Here is a 23,011-nt window from a genome sequence, read left to right on the forward strand (position 1 = left end):
TGCGGCAGTTTGTTGCTAATTGAGAGTAAAAATGAAAAAACTGCTGTTCGCTGTGTTGTTGTTAATTATGGGTGGCGCGATTGGCTGGATTGCCCAGCCAATGGTTGCCCAAACCAAGCCAGTTGCCGATGACGTGGCCGCTGCTGAGCAACAGAGTAGCCGACCACCGCGCGGTGGCATGATGCGACCGCCTCGTGGTGAAACGTCGGTCGCCGCCAATGACGGCTTAACAGTTGAGGCCATCGTACCGCAGCTTACTATGCACGCCCCAGAAATAGCCGTGGTGGTTACCTCGCAGTACCTGCGCGAGCGCACCTTGGTCGCCAAAAGCTCGGCCGATGTGAGCAATGTGCTGGCAGCACTTGGCCAGCGCGTTGAAGAAGGCGAAGTTCTGATTGAGCTGACCAGTGATGCGCTGCAACGACAAAAGCAAAATCAACAATTGGCTATTGAACAGTTATTGGCCACCCAAGAACTAGCTGCCCTCAATCATCAAAGCAATTTAGCGGCCTTGGCCGATGCACAAAAAACCTTAGCGCGAGAACAGTCCTTGGCCGAGCGCAATCTTGGCACAGATGCGGCACTCAATAACGCCGAAAGCGCGGTGCGTAATGCACAGTTAGCGGTAGACCGCTACACCAGTGAAGCGCGCCAACGCGAGGCACAGTTAGCCCAAGCCCGTTTGCAATTGGCCGATGTGCAAGAGCAAATAGATGCGCTAACAGTCCGTGCCCCATACAGCGGTATTGTTAGTGAGCTCGCCGTGGATGCCGGTGATGAGGTAGCAAGCAATTCTGCCTTGATCACAGTGTCACAAGGGAATGCCTACACCGGGGCGGTTGCTCAGCAATATGGTGCGCAGTTAACTGTTGGGCAAAGCACACTGACGCTGGGTGCACAACTAACCGAAATGGCCACTAAGGCTGAAGCCGGCACGCTTGCTGTCACCTTCGCGAGTGATGCGACGCCTAGCAGCGTTGGTACGCAGCAAGTGGCCTATATAGCATTGCCTGCCATCGAGAGTGTGGCACTGCCGATCTCCTCGTTGTATCAACTCGACCACGTGTTTCAAGTTCGCCAAGGGCGGTTGAATCAATTACCTGCCGAGGTGTTGGGGTATCAGCAACGTGGTGATGCGTTATGGGCACTAATGAACATTCCCGATTGGCAAACCGATACACCGATTCTTACCACAGCGTTGAGTAATGCGAGCGAAGGTACCCAGGTTCAGTTACGGGAGCAGCCATAAATGTATCAGCAATATGTAAAGCATCGCCTAACGGCGAATGTGCTGTTGTTCTTAATTGTATTGGCTGGCGCCTGGGGTATTCAGCAACTGCGCTCGCAGTTGTTTCCCGACTTAGAATTTCCCGTTATCCGTGCCAATTACCAATGGCAAGGAGCGGATGCTCGCACTGTTCGCAATGATCTGGTATCCCCAATTGAAGCGGCGTTAATAGGCTTAGATGAAGTAGAAACCGTATCGTCAGCGAGTTTGGACCAAAGTGTTCGACTTAATATTTCGGTTGCCGAAGGGGTCGAAATTAACGATGCAATTCTCGCTGCCGAGGAGGCCATCAATCAGTTGAATCTGCCGGCTGATGTGGAAGGCGGTGAGCTCAATGCTTGGCGGTTTCCAGAGGCGGTGGCGTATTTGATGTTATACGGCGACATCGACCGTTATGCCCTAACCCAGCAAGCTAACGAAGTGGTGACGCAACTAGAGAACCTTGGCATCAAAGAAGTCGAGTTAACGGGTGGGGCGAACTACTTTGTTGATATCCAAGTTGATCTGGCGGCTTTGCTCGATTATGGCCTAACGCTTGAGCAGCTGGGCAATCAAATTGCCGCAGGGTTTAGTGCCAACCCGGCTGGGGCGGTGACCATAAACGAGCAAACATCGTCGATTAGCTTGTCGGTTGCTGATTGGTCGCTTAATGCGTTGCGCCAGTTAAGTATTCGAACCAGCAATGGCACACAACTATGGCTGCGTGATGTAGCAAGCATTGACGACCGTCTCGATATGGATAGCGTGCTGATTCATCAAGGTTTGCCTGCTGTTGAAATTGCCATCTCTCGCTTACCCGGCGAAGACACGCTGGCATTAGCTGAGTTAATTAACCAATGGCAGGCCGACAATCAAGAAGGCTTGCAACTGTCGCTTAAGCGCTACAACGAATTGTGGTTAGTGGTAAAAGCCCAGCTTGAGTTGCTGGTGCAAAACGGCCTGCTCGGTATTGGCTTGGTATTATTGGCGCTGTTTTTATTATTGCGCATTCGCATTGCCGTATGGGTTGCGGCGGGTATCCCCGTTACCTTGGCGATGGTGGTTGCGGCGATGGGCTGGTGGGATATCTCGCTGAATACCATGAGCCTATTTGGTTTTATTATTGCGTTGGGCATTATTGTCGACGACGCCATTGTGGTGGCCGAGGATGCCGCGAGCCTAGAGCAGCAGGGCATGGCAGCAAAAGATGCGGCCACCGTTGCGGCTAGGCGCATGTTTCCACCTGTGCTGGCATCTAGCCTCACCACCATTGCTGCCTTTTTGCCCTTGGTATTGATAGGTGGCCAGTTTGGCAATCTGCTGATTGATATCCCAATAATCGTCAGCATCGCCATTGCCGCTTCGCTTATTGAGTGCTTCCTTATTTTGCCGGGTCATTTAGCTCACCACGGTCGCATGCGCCCGGCTTCACCTACGCGTAAACGAATTGAGACTGCCTTTAACCAGTTTCGCGATGGCCCCTTCGATTGGCTATTAGGCAAAGCGTTAGCGAATCGTGCCGTTACACTGGTGCTCACGCTTTTAGTCACCGGTGGTGCGGTGTTTGGTATTGCCAGTGGCCGTGTTGCTGTTGATCCCGCACCATCGATTGAAACGGCGGAAATTACCATGAACCTAAGGTTTGTGCCGGGCACGACTATGCAGCAAGCGCTGGCTGCCATTGCCGATGTGGAAGCGACAGCAGATAGCCTCGACCCAGGCGGTGAGCTAATTATTCACCGCTACCAGCGCTTGGATGACCAACAGGTACCATCGCAAGCAACGTTGTTTTTTAACCTCACCTCAGATACCGACCGCGCTCTGAGCAATAGTGAGATCAGCGACCGGCTCAATGCTACAGAGCTGCCCGAGTATGTTGAACAAGCCAGTGCTGGGCGTGGCAGAGGCAGGGGATTTGGCAGTAGCGGTGAACTGTCATTCCGTTTGGCTGGCGACAACATTGACGAGCTCATTGAAGCGGCTGAGTATGCGGTGAGCTGGTTAGAGAACGATAGCCGCTTTAGTGATATTAGCAGCAGTCTTGATGATTCTAGTACCGGCTTTGGGCTAGATATTATTCAGCCTGGTATCGACCGCGCGAATGTGGCTAGCCAGCTTCGCACCTGGCTGAATACCATTAATCTGCACGAGGCTGCAGAGGGCGATCGTTTTGAATTAAGCATCGGCGAAGTATCACCACAACTGCTGCAAGCTTTACCGATTAATATCGATGGTCAGTACTTCCCATTATCAGCACTGGCGAAGCTAGACCTGAGTGAGCAAGCTGAACGCTACTTCTCACGTGATGGCCGGTTATCGGTGTCGATTGATGCAAGTTATAGCGGTGAGAATATTAGTGACTTTTACCCAGAGCTAGAAGCCAGTTTATTGCCGCTGTTAAAAGTTCGGTTTGACGTTGATAGCGAAATTAGCGGCCAAAATGAGGAGATTCAGCAGTTTATCAACGACGCTGTGATCGCCTTGCTGGTGTCAATGTTGTTGGTCTATTTAATTCTGGCGCTGATTTTCGAGAGCTGGCTGTGGCCGTTTGCTGTCATGATTGCCGTACCGTTTGGCCTAACCGGCGCTATTTATGGGCATTGGTTTACCGGTTTGGAAGTGACTGTGGTGTCGATTTTTGGCTTTATTGGCTTAAGTGGCATTGTGGTCAACGACTCCATTATCTTGCTGACCGTATTTCGGCGCTTGTTAAGCGAAGGCATGGCGCATCAGCAAGCACTGCACGAGGCAGCACTTAGCCGCTTGCGGCCAGTGATTCTAACGTCCATCACCACCATGGCAGGGTTAACACCGCTGCTGTTTGAAACTAGCTTTGATGTGGCGTTACTTAAACCTGTCGCAGCTGGCATTGTGTTTGGTTTGGCACTAGCAACCCTATTGATTTTAATTGTGGTGCCAACCATTTTAAGTTTGCTGCCTAATCGACGCTTACAGCAGAAAAATGTTTAGAAATTGATCTATCACTCAGCAAACCGAGCAGGCTCTGGTAAGCTTGCTCGGTTTATGGATGAATGATTAAAGGACGCTCGTGATACGACTTCTGCTTTTAGTGACGACCGCTATTCTGGCGGCATCGCTATTTTTCTCCGATACGCTAAACCGCGCTTACGTTTTTTTGACCATCGACAACCAAGCTAAGCTACAGCAGCGCTTATCTGAGTTTCATTTGATATTCGCTAGCCGACCAGTGCAAGTGGGGAAAACAATCGATAACAAGTTGGCCGATCGCCAAATTGAATTGCCTGAATCGTTTACTTGGGCTGATCAACAACTTAATACTGCGCAATATCTAACGGCTACCCATACCGATGGCATCATGGTCTTGCTGGATGGTGAAGTGGTACATCAAGCTTACTTTGGTTCCTTTACGCCCACCAGCCAGCATATTTCCTGGTCGCTATCAAAATCCATTGTGTCGTTACTGTTTGGGCAAGCTGAGCAGCAAGGTTTTATTCAACGCCAAGATACCGTGAGTCAGTGGTTACCCGAGCTAGCTGATTCTGCCTACAGTGATGTGACCATGCTTGAGCTGCTGCAAATGAGTTCAGGCATACATTTTAGTGAAGACTACAGCGACCCAAATTCAGACATTAATCGGTTGGGTAAAACCATTGTGCTGGAAGGGTCTATCATTGAGTTTTTGCAAGCATTTGAGCGCTCTCGTGAGCGTAGTCGTGGTGAGTATCAGTATGTATCGGCTGATACTCAGGTATTAGCCATGGCCATTGTGCAAGCAACTGGGCGCACGCTCACCGAGCTGACACAAGATTGGCTTTGGCAGCCACTTGGCATGCAGTCATCCGGATATTGGTTAGTGGATAGGTATGGTTATGAGCTCGGCTTTGGTGGTTTTAATGCCACGCTCGCCGATTACGCTCGTTTGGTTGACCTAGTTGGCAATCAAGGGCGATGGCATGGCAAGCAAATTGTACCCGCACAATACATAGAGGATATCTCTACACTTGTCGCCAAAGACCCAAACAATGAGCTATTGCCTGGCTGGCGCTATGGTTTGCATTGGTGGCTACCCGAATCAGGCGGTGTGCTTGGAATTGGTGTGTATAACCAGTTTATTTATAGCAATCGCATCACTTGCGATAATGGTGAAAGTAAGCGACTAAGTATTGCCAAGCTCAGCAGTGATGGTGCCTACGCGCCAAAACAGCAGCAAGACTTTCAATTTCATGTCGCTTTGTTCGAGCAAATTGCTGTGCACGTCTGTTAGGATGCGGTGGCCATAACGGCCACCTTAACTCGCTAAATGGGTACGGCGTTATGGCTTGGGCCTTCATCCAGCAGCTTTGCTAAACGCTGTGCGGCAATGCGAATATGCTCTCGATCGGTTGGTGGTGTGACACAAATACGCACCGCTTGGGGGGCCGGTTGGCTACCTACACAGAAGGGTTCAGAATCAATAATTGTTACCCCTACATTTGCTGCCGCCTCAACAAATTCTTTCGCTCGCCAAGGCTCCGGCAATGCTAGCCATGAATGAAAACCATGCGGGTGGTAAGTCAGCTGGTGACCAGACAGGTGTTGTGTCAGGATTTCGTGGCGGATCGTCACTTCTTCGTTTTGCCACTCAATGAGTGGATCGCCGATGCCGCTGGTGAGCCACTCGATGGCTGCATCGCTAACTAGGCCTGCGGTGGCCCAGCATTGGGCGCGCAAGCCAGTCATTACCTTACCCATCAGTGCCGGTGGCACGCGCAACACGCCAAAACGCAAACCGCCTGCTAGCAACTTAGACACACTGAAAATAAACAAACTACGTTCAGGCGCTAAGTGAAAGAACGGCTGCCCGCGCTCACTCGCTGGTACCCATTGTACGGCGTCTTCAATAATTAAAATGTCGTGACGGCGAGCCACCTCAACAATGGCACGACGACGATCATCCGACATGCGCTCGCCGGTAGGGTTGTTAAATTCAGGCATCACATACAGCATGCGAATGCGCTGGCGCTGGCAAGCACGGTCGAGCGCATCGGGGCGGATGCCTTGCGCATCGGTGCTAATGGGCACATGCTTTAAGCTTAGTTGTCGTGCGACGGCAATCATGCCAGGGTAGGTGAGCGCCGCGGATGCAACGGCTTCGCCCGGTTTTACCAAAGCCTGCATGGCTAGGTAATCGGCGTGCTGGCCACCCTCGGTAAACACTAGCTCCTGCCAATCTACTTCAACCCCTTGGCTTGCTAACCATAACGCTAGGCGTTGACGGTGCTCGGGATGGCCTTGCTCTGCTTGATATAACAGAGCAGCGTCGAGCGAACTAGGCTGGTTGGCTAGGCGCTGAAGTACGGCTGAGAACTGTTGTTGGCGATTTAGGTGTGGAATCGGGATGCTGAGCGATAAGTCAATGCTATCGGCACTAGCGCGCGATAAGTGCGAGAAACTTGGAATGTCTGCTTGATTCCCCTTAACCCGGGTGCCGCTGCCCACTTTGGCTTCTACTAGTCCACGCCGTTCTGCTTCACGATACGAGCGAGTCACAGTACCAACAGTCACGCCGAGTGCATCGGCAAGCAAGCGCTGCGGTGGTAATCGCTCGCCGACAGATAAGGTGCCGTTAGCGACCGAGCGCGCTATCTCTTCGACAAGGGCAAGGTAAACTGGGCCGCTGTGGCGAGTAATTTCAGGTAGCCAGTTGCAACGCGTTTGTGCGCGACTTTGTACAGACATCGTTGCCCTCCAATTGTCACCCATACAATCAATTGTATCGATGACACAATAGTACTTTGTGAATTAAATGTACCCATACATAATACACGCATTGGCCCGCTAGGTGCCATGCTTTGATGTGAACTTCTGTGGCGCAAGTTGTTAATAAGGGCACTGCTTCGATGTAGTGGAACGACACCCGTATTGGCATTGCGCCTTTTTTTTCCCCAATTTCTCAGTTCGCTCCGTTCGGAGGTGATAGATGGAAAATCAATTACTGTCATTAGTAGGCCCGCTTGCTTTGTTTGGTATCGCCATGTCGATTACACCTGGGCCAAACAACTTAATGCTGACTGCCTCGGGTGCAAACTTTGGCTTTCGCCGTTCTATTCCACATATGCTGGGAATTTGCATTGGTTGTTTGCTGCTAATGGTATTGATGGCACTAGGCTTGGGCGCACTATTTACAACCTTTCCGGTGTTGCAAACCATGTTGAAAGTGACCGGCAGTCTCTACTTATTATGGTTAGCCTATAAAATTGCCACGGCATTGCCGCCAACAATGAATACGAATGAAATAGAACAAAAGCCTATGGGGTTTATGCCAGCTGTGCTGTTTCAGTTTGCTAACCCAAAAGCATGGTTGATGGCGATTTCTGGCATTGCGTCCTTTACGCTAGCAGGTGACTATTTTGTTGAGTCGGCGATTCTCGCTTGCGTGGTGATCTCTTTGGTGAACTTACCATCAATTTCATTGTGGGCAGGTTTTGGCGTGGCCATTGGCAAAATATTAAAAACTGCTCAGCATTGGCGTTATTTTAATGTGATCATGGGGATTTTAACGGCCTCTTGTGTGTTGATGATTCTGTCGTAATGTGAATTTGTACTGTATCAAATGATAGGAATGACTAACTAAGTTCATCTATTTTGGTTAGAATTCGCCTAACTTTTCACCAACAGCAGGATTTCGACATGTTAAAACGCACGTTGATTGGTATGGCATTATGCGCCGGTGCAGCATCTGTATCGGCATCAAATATAGACAGCTTTCCCTATGCTGTGGGCATTCAAGGCGCTGATGGCCTAAGTTTTAAAGCGCAAATGAGCCCAGACTTGGCGGCGCAGCTGATTGTTGATCCGTTCGGCTCATATAACCGAGTGATTGCCCGCGGTATTCTTGATATTGAACAAGGTACATATTGGAAAGGCTATGGTTATGCCGATGGTGGCGTGCACCTTGGTGAAAACGATGGCACCGCAGGCGCTGACACCTTGGGTATTGGCATTGGTGCTGGCTTAGGTTTGCAGTATGACATTCGTGGTTTAGCAGTTGAATTGCCACCGGTTGCTGTGTCGTTTGATGTGGGTGGCGGCGCCATTTTCTACAACAATGATGCGCCTTTCGGTCTGCATTACTCGCTAGGTTTGCACTACCACTTCTAAAGTCTAAAGCACCCAGTTGCCTGGGTGCTTCTTGCCTTATTTCGCCTTCAGCTGCTCTGCCAATGTGCGGGTAAGCTGTTGGGCTTGGGGTAAAAATAGCCCCATTTGCCAGAAGCTGTGAATCATACCCGGATACAGCTCTAACTGGGTGTTGACGCCCTGGCTGAGTAGCTCACGATGATAACGCTCGCCGTCACTTCGCATCGGGTCGTACTCGGCTAGGGCAATGTAAGTGCGAGGGTGGAATGGCGTGATTTCGCCAAACAGCGGTGAAATTCGGCTATCACTTTCCATCAGCTCGCTCCCTTCCATATACATGGCTTTCGCTAGCTTCATACTATTTAGCGTAATGCCATAACCTTTGGCATAGGTTTTATGACTATCGCCACTAAGCGTTAGGTCGAGGTACGGATATACCAGCAGGCAGTCGCTAATGGGCTGGACTACCTGGTTGCTGCGCTGGGCAATATGAGCGCAGATGTTGCCCCCAGCACTATCGCCCGCGAGCGCAAGCTCGGTGCAATGTGGGTGCCAGTCGCTTATTCGTTCACTGAGCCAGCGCATGAATGCCATGCACTCGTTAAGCGCAAGCGGCGCTACATGCTCAGGTGATAGCGAATAATCTAGCGCTAAAATTGGCAGTTGAGCCTGTTCTGCTAGTTGGCTGAGCAAATTATGGTAGCCACCAAGCCCTACAACAAACGAGCCACCATGAAAGAAAACCAGTACTTTGCTGCCAACAATGGTATCGGGAATAAAGTGCTTACCGCTGAGCTCATGGCCGCCACTGGTGATGGCAAAGTCTTTAATGACCACGTTGTCGGCCGCGGGGCCACTTAAACGATTATATTTTTTATCCGTTTTGCGCATGGCTTTTGGGTCGAGCCGAGTGATTTCTGGCGCGTCCGACAAGCCAATATAGGGTGCTAGTTGCTCGTCAACTGGCATGCTGATTCCTTTTATTAGTTAACCGGCCAGGTTGGCAAACGCTGACCACGGCTCGCTTGATAGAGCGGCATCATGGTTGGCAGGTTTGCTTCTATTCCTTGTATACGGGTAGCAGGCGCTGGGTGGGTGCTTAAAAATTCCAGTGGCCCATTGCCATTAAGTGCATTCATTTTTTGCCAAAGCGTAATGGCTGCACTTGGGTTGTAACCGGCACGCGCAGCAATTTCTAACCCGACAATGTCGGCTTCGGCTTCAGCCGTGCGTGAGTTGGGTAGGGTGATCGCCACCGCGGCGGCCATTTCGGTGCCACTGAGTACCAGTGGTTTATCTTCAAAGGCAGTACCCAAGGCTTGCACACCCAAATTGGTGACCATGCTCATCGACATTTTTTCAACACTGTGGGCTAACAGTGCGTGAGCGATCTCGTGGCCCATTACCGCGGCAATTTCGTCGTCGGTGGCATTGAGTTGGTCAATTAACCCGGTGTAAATAGCCATTTTGCCGCCGGCCATGCAGAACGCGTTGGCTTGGTCTGGCACATCTAGTACTTGTACGGCCCAGTCCCAATCTGCCGAGCGTGGTTCTAGTTGCACGGCTTGTGCAACCAAGCGGCTGGTAATGTCGCGTACACGTTTTACTGTTGCCATGTCGTTATTGAGCTGGTTATCGACCGCAAAGCTGCTCATCATTTCGCTATAGGCTTGTGCCGAGGCCGAGATGGCTTGGGTTTCGGAAACAAGCGTTAGCTGTCGGCGACCGGTTAACGAGTTGGTGGCACAGCCGGTGAAGAAAGCGACCACAGTCAATACTGCGATGACACGTAAGAGTTTCATATTCAGTCCTTGCTGCAATGAGCATCATGAAGGTTGGCCGATATACTAGCCTAGCTCGTCGTGTGATCAAAGATGGTTATCTTTGCAGCCAGAAGAATGGGGTAAAGAGAATTAACAGCGTAAACAGCTCAAGGCGACCCAGTAGCATGGCTATCGACAGTATCCACTTCGCTAAGCTTGGTAAGGTAGCCCAGGATGCACTCGCTTCACCAAGCCCAGGGCCGGTGTTATTTAACGCGGAAGCGACAACCGACCAGGCGGTAATAAAATCAACACCAGTGAGCAATATGGCAGTGAGAATGGCAGCAAAACAAAGCGTATAAATAGCTAAAAAGCCCCAAACTGCTTCCGCTGCACCGCGTGGTAGTGGGCGCTTACCTATTCGTAAGGGCACAATAGCGCGCGGGTGCAGCATTTTTTTCATCTCGCGCAGTGATTGTTTGCTCATCACCATAATGCGAATCATTTTAAAGCCGCCGCTCGTTGAGCCTGCGCAACCACCTAATACCCCCACCAAAAGCACTAACATTGGCAAACCAGCAGGCCAGTCAGAAAAGGAAGCCGTGGCGTAGCCAGTAGAGGTCATCATCGACACCACTTGAAACGCCGACTGGCGCAGCGCCGTTGCAAAGGTTTGCGTGTGGTGAATGACCAAAACGGCGGTAAACAATAAACTGATTGCGACTGCCACAATTAGCACTGTTCTAAATTCAGCGTCGCGCCAATAGCGTTTTAAAGACCGCTTTTGCCAAACAATAAAGTGCAGGCCAAAGTTACATGCCCCTAACAGCATAAATACGATGGTGATCACTTCAATCGCCACACTATCAAAGTGGCCTATGGAGGCACTATGAACTGAAAAACCACCGGTCGAAATAGTAGAGAAGGCATGGGTTACCGCATCAAAGAGCGACATTCCAGCAATTAGATAAGCAACAATGCAAGCAAGGGTTAGGAAAAAATAAACGCCCCACAATAGCTTGGCTGTTTGTGCGATGCGAGGTGATAGTTTTTGATCTTTAATGGGCCCCGGCGCCTCGCTGCGATAGAGCTGCATGCCACCCACGCCTAATAACGGTAATACGGCAACGGCCAAAATGATGATGCCACCACCGCCCATAAACTGGAGTTGCTGGCGGTACCACAAAAGCGACTCTGGATAGGCCTCTAAGTTGCTCATCACCGTTGCCCCGGTTGTGGTCATAGCAGACATCGCCTCGAAGTAGGCATCTACTAACGACAAGGCCAACTCATCTGGCAGTAAATAAAACGGCAGTGCCCCCACAGCGGCAAGGGTAAGCCAAAATAGGGCGGTGATTAAAAACCCTTCGCGAGCGCGTAAGGAAGCTGTTTGATTGCGGTTGGGAAACCAAATTAATAAGCCGAGTGCGAGCGTTGCAACAAAGGCGTCGAAAAACACCAGGGTTGTGTCGTCATGATAAACAATCGAGATAAGCATAGGCACCAACATGCTGACGCTAAATAATTGCATCATTAAACCCAGCACTCTCATGACGCTTCGATAGTTCACGGCGACACCTCATTATTGGTGGCGGCATTATTATGCATGCATTACCAAAAGGAAAGGTTTGTTGTGGCCATCCTGCTTTGAATCAAAAAAAAGCGCTGGCATGGCGACGGCAGAAAGTTGATTTTACTGCTAATACTTACCTAAGCAGAGAGGAAACTATACAGCCAACTATGCAGCCAACTCATGTCATTGCCGCTACCGCTGCGTCGGAGCTTGCCAAAACCACGGCAGTTAGTCAGCAGATGCGTTTAACCGCTAGTAATGCACGCGCTGTTGCCGCGCGAGCCGGTGAGCAAGGCAAAAGTTTTAAAGCCATCACGCCGTTTGTTGACGAGCTGGCCGCTATATCTGTTTCTAGGGTCGCAGAGGTTGTGGCTTGGGCGCGGGAGTTTAGCCAACTCGCAAGCCGCTATCAGCAGGTGCTTGGCGCTAATAATGCTTATCAAAAAGCCGAGCTGTTGCTTGCTGGTAAACGGTCAAAACAGCTGCAATTGGCGCAAGAGCAGGCAGCCAAGGCGCTGTTTGAATCCAAGCAAGCTCAAGAGAAAAAGTTAGCCCAAATGGTAGAAGCCTTGGAAGCACTGCAGAGGCAACTGCGTTCAGGCAATGTGATCGCTACATTATCGTTTGTGGAGGCGGCGCTGATGCCACTCGAGCAACGTGGTGACTTAAATAGCGTGGGCGAAATGATTGTTGCTAGCGTGGCGCAAATTCGCCAACACAATACGACGGCACTTAAATTACTGCGGTCGATGCAGGGGAACTTATGATTACACACAAGCTGTCTGATACCTCTGATATTCAATGGTATATGTTTGGTCGCGACCCACAAAAACCAGAAAAGATCATTGATACCAACCAGTATTTGATGGTGAGTAATGGTGAAGCGCTATTAATGGACCCCGGTGGTTTGGAGTTGTTTCCTGCCATGTTGGCGGCGGTAGTGAACATTGTTGAGCTAACATCGGTAAACAATGTCTTCGCGTCGCATCAGGACCCAGACATCATTAGCTCGCTTGGGCTTTGGGATGGCTGCTTGCCACGAGCTGTGTTGCACGCTCCTTGGTTATGGGAAGGGTTTTTACGCCATTTTGGTATGGAACAAATGCGCTATAACGGCTTACCTGATGAGGGCGAAACGATCAAACTAGGTGGTCGTGATGTTCAGTTTGTACCAGCACATTATTTACACAGCTCGGGAAACTTTCATGTCTACGATCCAGCCAGCAAAGTCTTAATGAGTGGTGACGTCGGCGCCTCGTTAGAACCTGGTAATCCTGACCTGTTTGTCGAAGACTTTAGTGCGCACTGTCAATATATGGAAGGGTTTCATCAACGCTGGATGCCATCTAATCGCGCTAAGTTAGATTGGATAAAACGGGTACGCCAATTAGATGTGCAAATGATGTGCCCACAGCACGGCAGAGTGTTTGTTGGCGAACAGGTCACTGCCTTTTTGGATTGGTTTGAACGTTTGCCAGTCGGTTCAGGCATAAAATGAAATGGTGGCTAGCATTATTAGTGATGCTTTTCAGTTACCAGGCAGCTGCCTGCACGGACTATAATTTAGAGCTTTCCTGTTTAAACGAACCACAACTGCTTCAGCAAGATTGGCAAACCAGTATTTATTTTCCCGATACCGATCGCTGGCAGCCAATAGGTTTGCGAAACCTTCCTCACTTATGGCGCGATGATGAACAAGTACCTAATCATGGCAAGGTGCGCTATCAGAAATTGTTTGTTGGCGACGGTTTTGTTGATGGTTTGGTGTTATCTGTAGGGCAACCCTATTCAGCGATTAAGGTCTTGATAGCGCGAAGCTCTGGAGAGCAGGTTGTTGCTTTTAACGGTGGTCCGCTGTTCAAGGGGGCGGGTAGGCCGGCACCGCCGGTTATTGCACTGCCTCGCATCTACGCTGGCGACAAACTGGTGCTGGAAGTGAGTAATGGCGCTTATCCATTTGGTTGGGCTAAGAATGTTGAAATTGGCCCATCGGTGAGCCTGATTACACAGCAATTTAGCATTATCACGCTCCATATACTATTGATTGGGATATTGCTCGCTACCGTTGGCTACAATCTGGGTATTTGGTTGCCTAGGCGAAGTGCCATAGCGCCATTGCTCTTGGCCGCTGGCAGTTTGGTGTTTGCCCTACGAATTGCTTCGATGGGCGGCGTGATTGCAGCCTTTTTACCAGACATCTCGGTTGCTAACTTATGGCGATTAAACTGGGGTACTGCCTACGCTAACTTTTTAATTTGGCCGATCTACTTCAACTTGGTTTATGTCAAGCTCTACCCAAGGCCAGTCTTATTAACCATACAGCTAATGATTGCGGCGGTACTGGCGTTAACTTTGCTCTCATCACCGCTCGTTTTTGTGCCATTGGGTCAACTGTTCAGTTGGATGTTATTGGTGATCGTTGCCGTTTATTTGTGGCTGTTGCTCTATCGGATTTTTAAAGAGCGTGAGCTACTGACGATTAAGTTTGCGGCACTAGTGTTTATTATTCTTGGGGTGCTGTCGGATATTGTTTTGTATTTAATGGGCGTAGCCGTGGCAGTTGATGGGTCTACCGTAGGTGTAACTCTATTCGTGCTAAGCCAAAGTTACGTGCTGAGTAAAAGCTATAGTGATTCACTATTGCGAGAGGCGAAGTTAGCGACTCAGCTTAAATCTCTTAATCAATCTTTAGAGAAACAAGTAAACCGGCGCACCGAAGAGTTAAAACAAGCCAATGAAGAACTGCAAACCATCGCGCGCACCGACAAGCTTACCGGTTTGCCGAATAGGCGTGCGTTTGATGAGTATATTGCCCATGCATTAGCCAGATATCGTCGCAATCATTCAGCCTTTGCCATTGCTCTAGTCGATGCTGACCACTTCAAAAAAGTGAACGATGGCTATGGGCATGATGTTGGCGATATTGTGCTAATGGAGATTGCAGGTTGTTTGCGCAGCGCGATTAGGGAGACAGACTTTGCTTGTCGGCTAGGTGGCGAAGAATTTGCTGTATTAATGACAGATGTGAGCAGTGAACAAGCCGCTGCCGTAAGTGAGCGGTTACGACGTAAGGTAGAAAAGTTCTCTTTTAGCAATAGTGACAAGCAGTTAAGGGTAACAGTCAGTGTTGGCTTGGCGCTGGTACAATATGACGACTCTATTGAGCGGATATTTATACGCGCGGATAAAGCTTTGTATCGAGCTAAAACAAGTGGCCGCAATCGTTTGTGTATAAATCTCGATTAGCGTGGCAACGATAAGCGGAAGATTGTATCCGTCTGGTGAGGCACTAGCTGTAAGTCTCCGCCAAGTACTTGGCTGGCAATGTTGCGAGCGACATTTAGCCCTAAGCCTACTCGCCCTTGCGAGCGTGCCGTGGTGACGAACGGGTCAAAAATCTTTTCGTGTAACGATGGATCAATGGTTTTACCGGTGTTGATCACGTCAATATACACCGTATTAGTGTCAGCGCTCGTTTGAATCAATAATTGATTCAAAATAGACAGTTCGCCATGTTGAAATGCGTTGAGCAATAAGTCTTGCAGTATTTGCACCACGGGCTCTAGGGCGGTATGAGCCCGCTCAATGCTCTTGCTTATTTCTACCGTAACTTTGACATTGGCAAAATCTGGGTTTGCTAGTTTGCATACTTCTATGGCTTGGCGAATGATTTCTCTCAGCTCGTAGTCTTTACGCGCACTGCTGTGCTGATGCTCAAATACCGACAAGCGTTTAAATTCGCGAATCAGTGAACTGGCAGATCTAAGGTTTTTTAATGCAAGCTCAGAAGCTTGATCTAGATAGACAAACGCCGCATCAAGTTCGCTTTTCTTTAGTGATCGGTCTGCAATTTTTGTATTGACCTCAACGACTTTTTCTTGCGCACTGGTTAATGCTGTCGTAGCAACGCCGATCGGTGTGTTTAGTTCATGGGCAACACCCACTACAATGTCTTTTAACGATGCTTGAATTTTTGCGGTAACGAGTTGCTGTTGGGCTGAATTCAGTTCGTTGATTGTGTTCTCTAAAATGGAGTTTTTTGCTTGTAGGTCTTTATTGAGCGCCTGCACGGCATCTTCGGCTTTTTTCTTTAGCACTAATTCGCCGACTAACTGGCCGAACAAACGAAGGATATATGTGAAATATAGCTCGAAGGGGGTTTTGCTAAGGAAGTTGTCGCAGGCTATCCAGCCTAGCAAGGTGTCTTCTTCCCAAAAACCAATGGCTGCATTCCAGCCTTTGCCAATTGGCTCATTAGTACTGGTATCTTCACGGGAAAATTCATGCAGTGTGGTGTCGAACCAAACGCACACCTTACCCCGGGTCGAGAGTTCAGTAATCACATCTCGCACTTCTTGATCCATTGGCGAGCGGTATTCTGTTTCACTGCGAACCTTGCCTACTTCGTCAGTTCCCCAGGTGCCCTGCATGTAGTCACCGTCGATCAATAAAATGCCTAAACGATCGATCTTGAGTGTATTAACCGCCTCCTCAACGGCTATACGATACAAGTCTTCCAATGTAGTTGCTCGCGAAAGCCGGATCGAGATTTCTTGCAGGCCAAACAGTTGCTCATAAAACGACCTTGGCGCGTCGTGTGAGTTCACCTTATCGAAAGAATCAGCGGTGTAGGTTTTTAGCGTGCTCATTGCTGCCCTTACTCTCTAGTGTGGGCGATTATTTTGCCCATGCTGAAAGCCTAGCAGGTTAATTTCAGTTGCACTAAAAACCTAGCGGGTATGGTTGTTTAATGCTTGGTATTTGCTCGCGATTAGATTAGCAACATGGTTTAAAAATAGGGTGTCCATGCTATTGACGAAGTGGTCGGCAGATTGATTGGCGAGCACTAGCATGCCAAGCAAGTTGCTTTGCTGCCAGATAGGTGCAGCTGCAACACTGCCAATGTCTGCTTGAGTGCCAAAGGCGACTTGGCAAAGGTTGGCGAGTGACGGCGTAGCGACCGGTCCACAGAGGGCTTGTTTGTGGTCCCACCCCGGCAGGTCTGGAAGTCGATCTACTGGTCTGATTGCTAATGACTCACTATCATCAGCCAGCCAGAGTATACAAGCATAGTGTACTTCAAAGTCGCTCACTAGGCGGTTCGTCACGTGATAGGCCATGTCGGTCATCGACTGGGTTGGAATGATCGCCAGTGTCAGGTTGCGCACTTGTTTAAATAGTCTGTCGTTGCGCTTGGCATTACGAATCAGCTCTTCCAGGACATCCTGAGATTGGTTGAGTTGATCGCGTAGCAGCAAGTTCTGACGCTCAAGTAGTGAGATCGCCTCTCCCGTAGTAGGGTGGCGAAGCCGCAATGATTCTAGCAGCTCTGTCTGCTCGTTAAAGAATTCAGGGTGAGCAGTTAAGAACTCTACTACTTGTTGCGCGTCCATTATTTTCCTTCTTGCGATAATATGCCGTCGAAAACAAACTCAGCCGGGCCCGTCATCATTACTGAGCCATGGCCGTTCCAGCTTAAATGAAGTTTGCCGCCTGGCAACTCTATTTCTAGCTCTTCATCGACCCAGTCGTTTAGATGGGCGACTACCATTGCTGCGCAAGCACCAGTGCCACAAGCGAGTGTTTCACCAACGCCGCGTTCAAATACTCGCAGTCTGGCTTGACGGCGATTCATAACTTGTAAAAAGCCAACGTTAACACGGGCAGGGAACTGGTCATGCTTTTCTAGTACCGCGCCAAGTTCATGCACGGGTGCGGCAACTACGTCTTCAACTTTCATGACCGCATGAGGATTGCCCATCGACACTGCGCCAATTTCAACTGGGCCCCAGCCTTCACCGGGGTCAATGTGGTAGATTGTTTCTTGCTCGTCGGCAATAAAGGGCACGTCGCCAGGGGTTAAGCGTGGGCGCCCCATATCTACGGTTACTTGGCCATCATCGCGTAGGCGTAGTTCAATCACGCCACCGGCTGTTTCAACGGTAATGACTTGTTTGCCAGTTAGGCCTTTGTCGAATACAAAACGAGCAAAACAGCGAGCGCCATTGCCGCATTGCTCTACCTCGCCACCGTCTTGGTTAAAGATACGATAGCGAAAATCAACATCGGGGCGCGATGGCGGTTCAACTATTAGCAGTTGGTCAAAACCGATGCCAAAATTGCGATCTCCCCAGCGCTTAATTTCTTGCTTAGTTAGGGTAACTTCTTGACGCACGGCATCTATGACCATGAAGTCGTTACCCAAGCCATGCATTTTGCTGAAATAAAGTGGCATTAACCTAACCTATGTTCACCGGCGAATAGTGACTCAACTGTTTCACGCTCGCGAATTAAGTGCACTTGCGCTCCGTCTACCATTACTTCGGCAGCACGGCCACGAGTATTGTAGTTAGAAGCCATAACAAAGCCGTAGGCGCCAGCGCTTAACATGGCTAGTACAGAACCTTGTTCAATGGCGAGTGTGCGTTTTTTACCTAAGAAGTCGCCAGTCTCGCACACTGGCCCAACCACGTCGTACTCTTTGGCTGCAACTTTTGCTGCTTGGACTGGCAAAATTTCCATCCAAGCTTGATAGAGCGCCGGGCGAATCATGTCGTTCATCGCCGCATCTACAATGGCAAAGTTATGGGCTTCTGTTGATTTTAAGTAAATCACTTCGGTCAATAATGCACCGGCATTAGCAACAATTGAACGACCCGGCTCAAGCAATAAGCCAAGCTTGCGCTCGCCAAGGTTGGCAATCATTTGTTGAACCGACTCAGTGATGTTCGGTGGGGTGTCGTCATTTTCATAGCGCACACCAATACCGCCGCCCATGTCGACGTGTTCCAGTTCAATGCCGTTTTCTGCCAAGGTATCAACCAAGTTCAATACGCGCGCTTGCGCGTCGAAGAATGGCTGGGCTTCGGTTAGCTGCGAGCCAATGTGGCAATCAACCCCCACTACTTTTAGGCTTGCTTGTGCTGCTGCCCACTTGTAGTGCTCAATGGCTTCGTCGATATCCACACCAAACTTGTTCTCTTTTAAACCAGTCGAGATATAAGGGTGGGTTTTGGCATCAACATCTGGGTTCACCCGCAGTGAAACAGGTGCAACCTTGCCTTCTTCAGCGGCCACGGCTGCTAATACTTCAAGCTCAGCCCGTGATTCAACGTTAAAGCAGTGAATGCCAACCTCAAGCGCACGGCGCATCTCTTGTGGTCGTTTTGCCACACCAGAGAATACGACTTTGCTGGCGTCGCCACCGGCGGCTAGTACACGTTCAAGTTCACCTTGTGAAACGATATCGAAGCCAGCGCCTAACTCAGCCAGTACTTGTAGTACCGCTATATTAGAGTTTGCTTTAACGGCATAACAAATTAGCCCAGGGTGGTTGCCTAGGCCTGCTTTGTAGGCTTCGAACGCTTCAGTAATGGCTTTACGTGAATACACATAGGTTGGTGAGCCATACTGTTGCTGGACATCGGCTAGGGCAACCTGCTCACAAAAGAGCTGGCCATTTTGTTGAGTAAAAACTGTCATTGTGAAACCTCTACAACCTCAGGCTCAGCCACTGGCATTTCTAGTGGCCCTTTTTGCCCGCAGGCGCCTAGCAGCAAAGTGGCTGCTAGTATGATTAATATTCTTTTCATCTTAGTGTCTGGCAGCAATGCGTGCCTCAGCGCGGGCAACTGCGGCAAGTACCTGCTTTGGTGCTGTGCCACCAAAGTGATCACGGGCTGCGACAGAACCTTCTAGCGTTAACACTTCGAAGACATCTTCTGCGATGCGGTCATCAAATTGCTGCAGCTCAGCCAAGTCTAGTTCACTTAGATCAACGCCTTTGTCGATCGCATAAGCCACTGACTTACCAACCACTTCGTGCGCGTCACGGAACGGCAGACCTTTTACCACTAGGTAGTCAGCAAGGTCGGTCGCCGTGGCGTAGCCTTTTAGGGCGGCATCGCGCATTGGGCCTTTTTTGGCGATGATGGCCGGCACCATGTCAGCAAACGCACGCAAGCTGCCACGCAAGGTGTCGATGGTGTCGAACAATGGTTCTTTGTCTTCTTGGTTGTCTTTGTTGTAGGCCAGTGGCTGGCTCTTCATCAAAGTTAGTAAGCTAGTTAGGTGCCCATAAACGCGGCCGGTTTTGCCACGTACTAGCTCAGGGACGTCTGGATTTTTCTTCTGCGGCATAATGCTTGAACCGGTGCAGAAACGATCAGGTAGTTCGATAAAGTCGAACTGTGCCGATGTCCAAAGCACAAGCTCTTCACTCATGCGCGACAGGTGCATCATGATCAAGCTAGCCGCACTGGTGAATTCGATGGCAAAGTCACGGTCAGACACCGAATCTAGCGAGTTTTCTGTTGGCGCTTCGAAGCCCAATAGCTCGGCAGTTATTGCACGATCAATAGGGAAGGTTGTACCCGCTAGTGCAGCAGCACCCAGTGGCATTTGGTTTACTCGCTTGCGGCAATCTTGAAGGCGTTGGAAGTCACGCTCGAGCATTTCATTCCATGCCAGTAAATGATGGCCAAAAGTTACCGGCTGTGCGGTTTGCAAGTGGGTGAAACCTGGCATAATGGTGTCGTATTCAGCTTTCGCAAGGCCAATTGTACCTTGCTGCAGGCGAGTGATCTCAGCGCAAATGGCGTCGATTTCATCACGTAGGTACAAACGAATGTCGGTAGCGATTTGGTCGTTACGCGAACGGCCAGTGTGCAGTTTTTTGCCTACGACGCCAATTTTATCGGTGAGCGCTTTTTCAACGTTCATGTGCACGTCTTCTAGCGCGATCGACCACTGCATGTTGCCAGCTTCGATGTCAGCTTTTACTGCATTTAAACCATCCACAATTTGTTTGGCTTCATCGTCGGTTAAGACACCAACTTTGTTAAGCATGGTCGCGTGTGCAATCGAACCTTGAATGTCGTGGGCGTACAAACGTTGATCGAACTGGATTGACGCGGTAAATGCTTGCACGAATTCGTCGGTCGCTTCGCTAAACCGGCCGCCCCACTGGACATTGGTCTGTTCTGCCATGATGTGAACCTATTGTTGTAAGCTAAGAATGCCGCGCATTTTACGACAATTATTTGCAAATGTCGTTGACTGTAAGAAATGTCGGGGCGTATCAGGGTCTAAGGCTAGCAGTGACCACTGCCCGCTGTCTGCGACTGACGCTTAACTGGATGTTCTGGTGTGCCAGTATGATGCGATCACCACTAAACTCGAGCACTTGTTGCGGGTTGATTAAAGTGGATCGGCTGATTCTTAACCATTTGTTGGCGTGTAGCGCTTCTAATTCTTGTAGCGAGCAGTTCATCGGCTTTTCACCACTTTTGCTGACCACAAATGTTTGCTTATTTTGGGCGTAGGCATAGAGCACGTTTTGCCAAGCAAGCTGCCAGATGCCACCAATACTAGGTAATCGCAGTACGTCTTGCGTTACGGGCACACGCGCTAGTGCTTCTTGCAGGCGGTGTTGCCTTATTGGTTTGGTTAAATAATGCAGTGCCCCTTGGTTAAATGCGTCGAGGGCATATTGCTCATGGGCCGTGCAAAAGATCACCGGGCAGGCTAACTGGTTAGAAAGCTGCAAGCCGTTAATGCCAGGCATCTCTATATCAATCAGCGCTACGTCTGCTGTTTCGCAATGTGATTTGGCGTCCTCTGCGTTGGCAGCAACGATTGCTTGGTGGCCCATGGTTGTCACCATCTCGGCTAAGCGGCTACTAGCAAGTGGCTCATCATCAAGAATCACGATCTGCATTGTTTTTCCTTATGATTAAACTAACTAGGTAAGCATTGTTGTGGACACTTCTTATTACGCGGCTTTCTTCGCCAAAAGCCAGCTTCAAGCGTGCTTCGGTGATCGGCAGCGCAATGCCTAGCCCGCCTGTTTTACTGCCATCATGAACTGGGTTTTGAACGCTAATGCGCCAGTAGTCAGCTTCCGATTTAATGGTAAGTCGAACCTCGCCCCCATTTGTTAGGGGGGCAATGCCATGTTTAACGGCATTTTCAACCAGAGGTTGCAGCAGCATCACGGGAACATCCAATTTAGGTTGCTGCTGGACGTCGCAGGTAAAGGTTAGTCGTTCACCTAAACGCAGTTGTTCAAGAAATATATAGTCTTCGATGAGTGCTAGCTCATCATTAAATGAATGCGTTGCATTGTCTTGTTTAAGGCTAGCCCGAAACATCTCGGCCAGTGCTAATACTGCTTCTTCGGTTTTTGTACTTTTCGTTGCAGCTAGGCTCGCTATAGAGTTGAGGGTATTAAACAGAAAATGTGGGTTGATTCTGGCGCTGAGTGCCTGTGCCTGCGCTTTTGCTGCGAGCTGAGTCAGCCTTGTCGCGTGCTTATGTTGATACAGCGAGTAGCTTGTTGCGGCGCTGATAATAATTGCCGCACCAAAGGTTGCACTAGAAAAAGGCTGGAACTCAATGGCAATACTAAATAGCTGGATTGCCAATGCGCTCAGTATGCTTATTAGCCATACTAAAATGGCTTGCACAGGCAATGCTAAGGTCTTTAGCAATGGTTGCAGTGGTGCCACACCTGCTAGCGTTAGCAAGATGTGCCATTGAATGACAAATGACAGCACGGCAAACATGTCCCAATGCAGGCCGCTTATGATTAAAGTCAGCACAAGTGCAAGCAGCTCACCGGCAATAATAGCGATGAGCACGACCTTGCTCTGTTTGGCGTTTAAAAGTAGAGACTGCTGCAATCCGGCTTTCCTGTTTCACTTCAACGCTATCATGCCGCAATGCTAGGTAGTTTCAATATGGCGATTTGTTATCTGCTAGTTCGGCTCGGCAAACTGGTAAACAAGTTCTAGTTGCGCGATAAGTATCTCAAGTGTGACATGCGTATCCATAAGGTCTGTTACGGTAAGTACGCCTTCCCCATAAGTGAGGTAGCCATGTTGGCTGATGAGTGGCCTGATGGCGGTGAATATGGCTACGCCATACCTTGGATCTATGTAGTAGGTTCTTTGTACTGGATCGGGCTGGCGCAAAAAGGTTTCGATGATTGACTGGTAATGCTCTTCATGCGCACCCTCTAACTGATTAAGCACTAGGCTGATGTCGCTAAACTCTGTTGCGGTCGCTTGTACAATGAGCCAGTGACCGTCGAAGCTAACCGTTAAGTATCTATCTTTTGCTAAGTAGGGTTTCAGCATGGCGCTCGTTGAACGGGCCAAGGGTTCAGTGAAGGTGCAAATATAGAGGTCGTTGCGCTGGGAAGTGTTGAATGGCCCTTGGCACAACATGGCAAAGCTGCCTGAAGAGGTTGCCAGAACGAGGATTAACAGTGTTAAGCGAGCGAGTGATCGGCCCATACATTCACTC

Annotated in this window: 21 protein-coding genes; 8 read left to right on the plus strand and 13 right to left on the minus strand. The window is 49.6% G+C overall.

Features of this window, described 5'->3' with window-relative positions; all coding sequences use genetic code 11:
- Positions 1 to 31 precede the first annotated feature (31 nt).
- The 3 genes from DUW71_RS13770 (at position 32) to DUW71_RS13780 (ending at position 5,513) form a co-directional block, all read left to right on the plus strand.
- On the plus strand, positions 32 to 1,249 hold the full coding sequence (locus tag DUW71_RS13770) for an efflux RND transporter periplasmic adaptor subunit (protein WP_119395846.1): 1,218 nt from the start codon (positions 32 to 34) through the stop codon (positions 1,247 to 1,249).
- Complete coding sequence (locus DUW71_RS13775) at positions 1,250 to 4,237, plus strand: efflux RND transporter permease subunit (protein ID WP_119395847.1); 2,988 nt, start codon at positions 1,250 to 1,252, stop codon at positions 4,235 to 4,237. It begins immediately after the preceding gene.
- Positions 4,238 to 4,316: 79 nt separating this feature from the next.
- Positions 4,317 to 5,513 (plus strand): serine hydrolase domain-containing protein, encoded by a 1,197-nt coding sequence (locus DUW71_RS13780; RefSeq protein WP_158584112.1) that lies wholly within the window; start codon positions 4,317 to 4,319, stop codon positions 5,511 to 5,513.
- Positions 5,514 to 5,545: 32 nt separating this feature from the next.
- Here DUW71_RS13780 and DUW71_RS13785 read toward each other — a convergent pair whose 3' ends face one another.
- A complete protein-coding gene (locus DUW71_RS13785) occupies positions 5,546 to 6,967 on the minus strand; it encodes an aminotransferase-like domain-containing protein (protein WP_158584114.1) in 1,422 nt (473 codons plus the stop codon).
- A gap of 241 nt (positions 6,968 to 7,208) precedes the next feature.
- Between DUW71_RS13785 and DUW71_RS13790 the strand changes: the two genes are divergently transcribed.
- Together DUW71_RS13790 and DUW71_RS13795 are read left to right on the plus strand one after the other, a co-directional pair.
- Complete coding sequence (locus tag DUW71_RS13790; RefSeq protein ID WP_119395850.1) at positions 7,209 to 7,820, plus strand: LysE family translocator; 612 nt, start codon at positions 7,209 to 7,211, stop codon at positions 7,818 to 7,820.
- A 98-nt stretch (positions 7,821 to 7,918) separates the two neighbouring features.
- Positions 7,919 to 8,389, plus strand: coding sequence for a hypothetical protein (locus DUW71_RS13795; protein ID WP_119395851.1), 471 nt, complete (start codon positions 7,919 to 7,921; stop codon positions 8,387 to 8,389).
- A 36-nt stretch (positions 8,390 to 8,425) separates the two neighbouring features.
- On the opposite strand, the gene DUW71_RS13800 is transcribed toward DUW71_RS13795, so the two are convergent.
- From DUW71_RS13800 to DUW71_RS13810, 3 genes are all read right to left on the minus strand, one after another.
- Positions 8,426 to 9,337, minus strand: a complete 912-nt coding sequence (locus DUW71_RS13800) for an alpha/beta hydrolase (RefSeq protein ID WP_119395852.1) — start codon at positions 9,335 to 9,337, stop codon at positions 8,426 to 8,428.
- A gap of 14 nt (positions 9,338 to 9,351) precedes the next feature.
- Positions 9,352 to 10,170, minus strand: a complete 819-nt coding sequence (locus DUW71_RS13805; protein WP_119395853.1) for a M48 family metallopeptidase — start codon at positions 10,168 to 10,170, stop codon at positions 9,352 to 9,354.
- Between the two features lie 76 nt (positions 10,171 to 10,246).
- Positions 10,247 to 11,701, minus strand: coding sequence for a TrkH family potassium uptake protein (locus DUW71_RS13810; RefSeq protein WP_119395854.1), 1,455 nt, complete (start codon positions 11,699 to 11,701; stop codon positions 10,247 to 10,249).
- 170 nt (positions 11,702 to 11,871) lie between these two features.
- On the opposite strand from DUW71_RS13810, the gene DUW71_RS13815 reads away from it, so the two are divergent.
- The 3 genes from DUW71_RS13815 to DUW71_RS13825 are packed head-to-tail and all read left to right on the plus strand — an operon-like array spanning position 11,872 to position 14,950.
- On the plus strand, positions 11,872 to 12,471 hold the full coding sequence (locus tag DUW71_RS13815) for a hypothetical protein (protein WP_158584115.1): 600 nt from the start codon (positions 11,872 to 11,874) through the stop codon (positions 12,469 to 12,471).
- On the plus strand, positions 12,468 to 13,202 hold the full coding sequence (locus DUW71_RS13820; protein ID WP_119395856.1) for an oxygen-binding di-iron domain-containing protein: 735 nt from the start codon (positions 12,468 to 12,470) through the stop codon (positions 13,200 to 13,202). Before DUW71_RS13815 ends, DUW71_RS13820 begins: the two co-directional genes overlap by 4 nt.
- Positions 13,199 to 14,950 (plus strand): sensor domain-containing diguanylate cyclase, encoded by a 1,752-nt coding sequence (locus tag DUW71_RS13825; RefSeq protein WP_119395857.1) that lies wholly within the window; start codon positions 13,199 to 13,201, stop codon positions 14,948 to 14,950. The genes DUW71_RS13820 and DUW71_RS13825 overlap by 4 nt, the downstream gene beginning before the upstream one ends.
- On the opposite strand, the gene DUW71_RS13830 is transcribed toward DUW71_RS13825, so the two are convergent.
- From DUW71_RS13830 to DUW71_RS13870, 9 genes are all read right to left on the minus strand, one after another.
- Positions 14,947 to 16,353, minus strand: a complete 1,407-nt coding sequence (locus DUW71_RS13830; RefSeq protein WP_119395858.1) for a sensor histidine kinase — start codon at positions 16,351 to 16,353, stop codon at positions 14,947 to 14,949. The genes DUW71_RS13825 and DUW71_RS13830 overlap by 4 nt on opposite strands.
- 81 nt (positions 16,354 to 16,434) lie before the next feature.
- Positions 16,435 to 17,097, minus strand: a complete 663-nt coding sequence (locus DUW71_RS13835; RefSeq protein ID WP_119395859.1) for a DUF484 family protein — start codon at positions 17,095 to 17,097, stop codon at positions 16,435 to 16,437.
- Entirely contained in the window at positions 17,097 to 17,939 is an 843-nt protein-coding gene (gene dapF / locus DUW71_RS13840; protein WP_119395860.1) for a diaminopimelate epimerase, read from the minus strand. Before dapF ends, DUW71_RS13835 begins: the two co-directional genes overlap by 1 nt.
- The gene (lysA, locus tag DUW71_RS13845; protein WP_119395861.1) at positions 17,939 to 19,186 is read right to left on the minus strand and encodes a diaminopimelate decarboxylase; all 1,248 of its coding nucleotides are present in this window, start codon (positions 19,184 to 19,186) and stop codon (positions 17,939 to 17,941) included. The genes dapF and lysA overlap by 1 nt, the downstream gene beginning before the upstream one ends.
- Positions 19,183 to 19,296, minus strand: coding sequence for an LPS translocon maturation chaperone LptM (gene lptM, locus DUW71_RS18105; protein ID WP_119395862.1), 114 nt, complete (start codon positions 19,294 to 19,296; stop codon positions 19,183 to 19,185). Before lptM ends, lysA begins: the two co-directional genes overlap by 4 nt.
- 1 nt (position 19,297) lies before the next feature.
- On the minus strand, positions 19,298 to 20,692 hold the full coding sequence (gene argH / locus DUW71_RS13855) for an argininosuccinate lyase (RefSeq protein ID WP_119395863.1): 1,395 nt from the start codon (positions 20,690 to 20,692) through the stop codon (positions 19,298 to 19,300).
- Between the two features lie 91 nt (positions 20,693 to 20,783).
- Positions 20,784 to 21,422 carry a LytR/AlgR family response regulator transcription factor gene (locus DUW71_RS13860; protein ID WP_119395864.1) on the minus strand — a complete coding sequence of 213 codons (639 nt, stop codon included), beginning with the start codon at positions 21,420 to 21,422 and terminating at the stop codon, positions 20,784 to 20,786.
- Positions 21,403 to 22,386 (minus strand): sensor histidine kinase, encoded by a 984-nt coding sequence (locus DUW71_RS13865; RefSeq protein ID WP_119395865.1) that lies wholly within the window; start codon positions 22,384 to 22,386, stop codon positions 21,403 to 21,405. The genes DUW71_RS13860 and DUW71_RS13865 overlap by 20 nt, the downstream gene beginning before the upstream one ends.
- Positions 22,387 to 22,461: 75 nt before the next feature.
- Positions 22,462 to 23,001: a hypothetical protein gene (locus DUW71_RS13870; RefSeq protein WP_119395866.1), complete on the minus strand. Its 540-nt coding sequence runs from the start codon at positions 22,999 to 23,001 to the stop codon at positions 22,462 to 22,464.
- Between the last annotated feature and the right edge of the window lie 10 nt (positions 23,002 to 23,011).

Source organism: Salinibius halmophilus (genome assembly GCF_003577475.1).
GTDB classification, from domain to species: Bacteria; Pseudomonadota; Gammaproteobacteria; order Pseudomonadales; family Natronospirillaceae; genus Salinibius; species Salinibius halmophilus.

What these genes read in the sequence shown, in the direction of transcription:
- DUW71_RS13770 (WP_119395846.1), top strand. Translation starts at nt 32, where the DNA reads ATGAAAAAACTGCTGTTCGCTGTGTTGTTGTTAATTATGGGTGGCGCG.
- lptM (WP_119395862.1), bottom strand. Translation starts at nt 19,296, where the DNA reads ATGAAAAGAATATTAATCATACTAGCAGCCACTTTGCTGCTAGGCGCC.
- DUW71_RS13860 (WP_119395864.1), bottom strand. Translation starts at nt 21,422, where the DNA reads ATGCAGATCGTGATTCTTGATGATGAGCCACTTGCTAGTAGCCGCTTA.
- DUW71_RS13870 (WP_119395866.1), bottom strand. Translation starts at nt 23,001, where the DNA reads ATGGGCCGATCACTCGCTCGCTTAACACTGTTAATCCTCGTTCTGGCA.
- DUW71_RS13805 (WP_119395853.1), bottom strand. Translation starts at nt 10,170, where the DNA reads ATGAAACTCTTACGTGTCATCGCAGTATTGACTGTGGTCGCTTTCTTC.
- DUW71_RS13820 (WP_119395856.1), top strand. Translation starts at nt 12,468, where the DNA reads ATGATTACACACAAGCTGTCTGATACCTCTGATATTCAATGGTATATG.
- DUW71_RS13775 (WP_119395847.1), top strand. Translation starts at nt 1,250, where the DNA reads ATGTATCAGCAATATGTAAAGCATCGCCTAACGGCGAATGTGCTGTTG.
- argH (WP_119395863.1), bottom strand. Translation starts at nt 20,692, where the DNA reads ATGGCAGAACAGACCAATGTCCAGTGGGGCGGCCGGTTTAGCGAAGCG.
- DUW71_RS13790 (WP_119395850.1), top strand. Translation starts at nt 7,209, where the DNA reads ATGGAAAATCAATTACTGTCATTAGTAGGCCCGCTTGCTTTGTTTGGT.
- DUW71_RS13830 (WP_119395858.1), bottom strand. Translation starts at nt 16,353, where the DNA reads ATGAGCACGCTAAAAACCTACACCGCTGATTCTTTCGATAAGGTGAAC.
- DUW71_RS13815 (WP_158584115.1), top strand. Translation starts at nt 11,872, where the DNA reads ATGCAGCCAACTCATGTCATTGCCGCTACCGCTGCGTCGGAGCTTGCC.
- DUW71_RS13825 (WP_119395857.1), top strand. Translation starts at nt 13,199, where the DNA reads ATGAAATGGTGGCTAGCATTATTAGTGATGCTTTTCAGTTACCAGGCA.
- dapF (WP_119395860.1), bottom strand. Translation starts at nt 17,939, where the DNA reads ATGCCACTTTATTTCAGCAAAATGCATGGCTTGGGTAACGACTTCATG.
- DUW71_RS13795 (WP_119395851.1), top strand. Translation starts at nt 7,919, where the DNA reads ATGTTAAAACGCACGTTGATTGGTATGGCATTATGCGCCGGTGCAGCA.
- lysA (WP_119395861.1), bottom strand. Translation starts at nt 19,186, where the DNA reads ATGACAGTTTTTACTCAACAAAATGGCCAGCTCTTTTGTGAGCAGGTT.
- DUW71_RS13835 (WP_119395859.1), bottom strand. Translation starts at nt 17,097, where the DNA reads ATGGACGCGCAACAAGTAGTAGAGTTCTTAACTGCTCACCCTGAATTC.
- DUW71_RS13785 (WP_158584114.1), bottom strand. Translation starts at nt 6,967, where the DNA reads ATGTCTGTACAAAGTCGCGCACAAACGCGTTGCAACTGGCTACCTGAA.
- DUW71_RS13800 (WP_119395852.1), bottom strand. Translation starts at nt 9,337, where the DNA reads ATGCCAGTTGACGAGCAACTAGCACCCTATATTGGCTTGTCGGACGCG.